This window comes from Nonomuraea terrae (assembly GCF_004348995.1).
Classification (GTDB): Bacteria; Actinomycetota; Actinomycetes; order Streptosporangiales; family Streptosporangiaceae; genus Nonomuraea; species Nonomuraea terrae.
The window spans coordinates 1-2,664 of the sequence record NZ_SMKQ01000409.1 but is presented as its reverse complement, the minus strand read 5'-3'; the positions used below and the strand labels follow the sequence as shown (position 1 = coordinate 2,664).

Genomic DNA, 2,664 nt, shown 5'->3' with positions numbered 1-2,664 from the left:
GCCACCGCCCTATCCGCCCCCGTGCCCGCAGCAGTCGTCACCACCTGCCCCTCAGTGGTCCGCTCCGCGGACCCAAGGCCCGTGGAACCCCGAACCCACACGGCGCAACAAGAAGGGAAAGACCGCCGCTCTGGTCTCCCTGGGCCTGGCCGTGTTGCTCGCCGTCGGAACCGGAACCGCATGGCTCGTGTCACAAAGCGGCGAACCGACCACATCCCCACCCCCTCAGACGCAACCGCCCGTCAAGACATCCGAACGCCCGGTGTCGCAGTGGCAGATGCCCATGATCGGAGCCGGCGGCTCAGACTTCACCTCAGGCATGAGCTTCGCCACCTGGCTGACCGACACCGCCATCATCAGGGTGCAGAAAGACGGCGTACTCGCCTACGACCTGTCAACAGGAAAACGCACCTGGGGCACCCCATCCCCCGGAGAGCAGCTCTGCGGCGCCACCCCGGACGCGCCCGGGGGCGTGGCCGCCATCGCGTACGGCGAGTCCGGCCTGTGCGACCACCTCGCCGGCATCGACACCGCCACCGGCCAGATCACGTGGCAGAAGCCGATCCACGCCGAACAGGCCACCACGTCCAACACGATGCTGGCTCCCATGATCGTGAGCACCGACGGCCTGGCCATCACCCTGATCGACGGCAAGGTCTCCGCCTACAGCCTGACGGACGGCACCGTACGGTGGCACGCGACCGCTCCCAAGGACTGTTCGCTGCGGGACACCAACGCCGGACCCGGCCGAGTCGTCATGCTGGCGCACTGCATCTACCCCCAGCCCAGCGACCTGGTCCTCGTCGTGGACCCGGAAACCGGCAAGATCACCCGCAAACACCCCAGTCGTCCGGTCCATTCCGGCATCGTCGCCTCCGTGGACCCGATCGTCACCCAGATCGACGACGCCAAGGGCACACACTTCACCCGCTACGACGATTCCGGCAAGACCGGCGAGGTCACGGTCGACGACGAAGTAGACCTCCTCCCCCTCAACCAAGTCGTCGCCGTCCAGGGCATGCGCCTGCACTACCGCCTGGCCATCCACGGGGACCGTCTCTACCTGGCCAGCGACGCTGAGAACGTCCCCAACTCCATGCGCATGCGCAACACCGCACTGGCCTACGACTTCACAACCGGCCGCCGAGTCTGGGAGTCCTCGGGCACCCGCGCCTCCCGGCTCGCCTACATCCGCGCCGACGACTCGGGCCTCCTGGCCCTCGAGGTCGGCGACCACCGCGACCTCTCCCCACGCCTGATCCACATCGACGCCAAAACCGGCAAGACAAAAGGCCTCGGCGGCCTCCCCCGCGAGTTCGGCTCCGAAGCCGAACGAGCCAAGGTCTACGAACAGAACGGCGCCATCGTCATCGTTCCCTGGAGCTCAATAACCGCCAGCAACGCCATCAACTACTACAAGCTCCCCTAGAACCATCGACCACCGCCACCCCGCAGAACCCAACCGACCTCCGCATCGCCTCCGAGCCACCCAACGGCCCCACCACACCTCATCCACCGGCAGCCCGGCAGCACACCCGCTCGCCAGTGAACCTCTCTTCGACGCGACGTGGCGACGGTGGCGTCGGCGAACGAGCGCAGCGCCACCGACACACAACACCAACCAAGCGGCCACCAAGCACAAACCCCTGTCAGCCGCCGCAGACCACGCCAAGCCCAGTCACCGCCAGCAAACCAGGGCCAGGTAGTACACCCGCTCCGCCACACCAACCCCCACAGAGCCGACTTCCCCCGAAGAAGCGGCCCCCACGTGGAGCGGGCGCGTCCACCGCAGCCACCAGCTGGTCACCAAGCAGAACCCCAGCCGGCCGACCCGGGTTACCGCCACCGCCAGCAACCCACGCCAGACCGCTTGTCCTCCCATGGGATGCCTCGGTACTGCTGTGGCAGTGTTCGTTCGATGAGCGCGCCCTCGGGGTCGGGCGTCATGGTGACCCGGCGCGCACCTCGACGTACCGGTAGGGGTCGTGGGGTCAGGCTCACCCACAGTTCGCGCACCGGCTCAGGCGCTAGAGCTGCACACTTTCAAGCGCCGGCGGCTCCCTCACTTCATCACCCACCGACTCGGTCGCCCAGCGCCAACAACAGCACCACAGCACGAAACATCACAAGCACGACGCACTCGGCGGACGCAAGGCTCGAGACCATCGCACGCGCGCAACCAGCGCCGAACAGGCCGCCCTGAAAACGCAAAAGGGCCTCAACCCAAAGGCATGAGACCCACACACACCGACACGTCAGACAGCGGACGCGTCCCCTCCCGCACCGACAAAGCCGGACCCCGACACCCACGACATCTCTGCCCCTCCACCACCGACGCCGAAACCCGCCCCAGCCACAGACAAGCCCCACACCGGAACGCACGAGACCCGCACCCATCCCGAACGCGCCAGAACCGCAAAACACACAACCGCCGCACAACACCGCCACAGCATCCAGCCCTCACCGCGAACACCCGGAACACACAACCCCGGAAACGCAGAAAAGGGCCCCACGCATCAGCGTGGAACCCTCAAAGTATCAGCATGGAACCCTCAGCAAACACAAAAAGAGAGGAGCCCCGACACCCGCAGGCATCGAGACCCCCCTCAAAAAATTGTCCGGCGGTGACCTACTCTCCCACACCCTCCCGAGTGCAGTACCATC

1 protein-coding gene is annotated in these 2,664 nt (G+C 66.6%); it reads left to right on the top strand.

What is annotated here, in order from left to right:
- The first annotated feature begins 277 nt into the window (after positions 1–277).
- Positions 278–1,429, top strand: coding sequence for an outer membrane protein assembly factor BamB family protein (locus E1286_RS46950; RefSeq protein WP_165970256.1), 1,152 nt, complete (start codon positions 278–280; stop codon positions 1,427–1,429).
- Positions 1,430–2,664 lie beyond the last annotated feature (1,235 nt).

Bases quoted from the DNA above. Each gene is read 5' to 3' on its own strand.
- E1286_RS46950 (WP_165970256.1), top strand. From the start codon at position 278: ATGCCCATGATCGGAGCCGGCGGCTCAGACTTCACCTCAGGCATGAGC.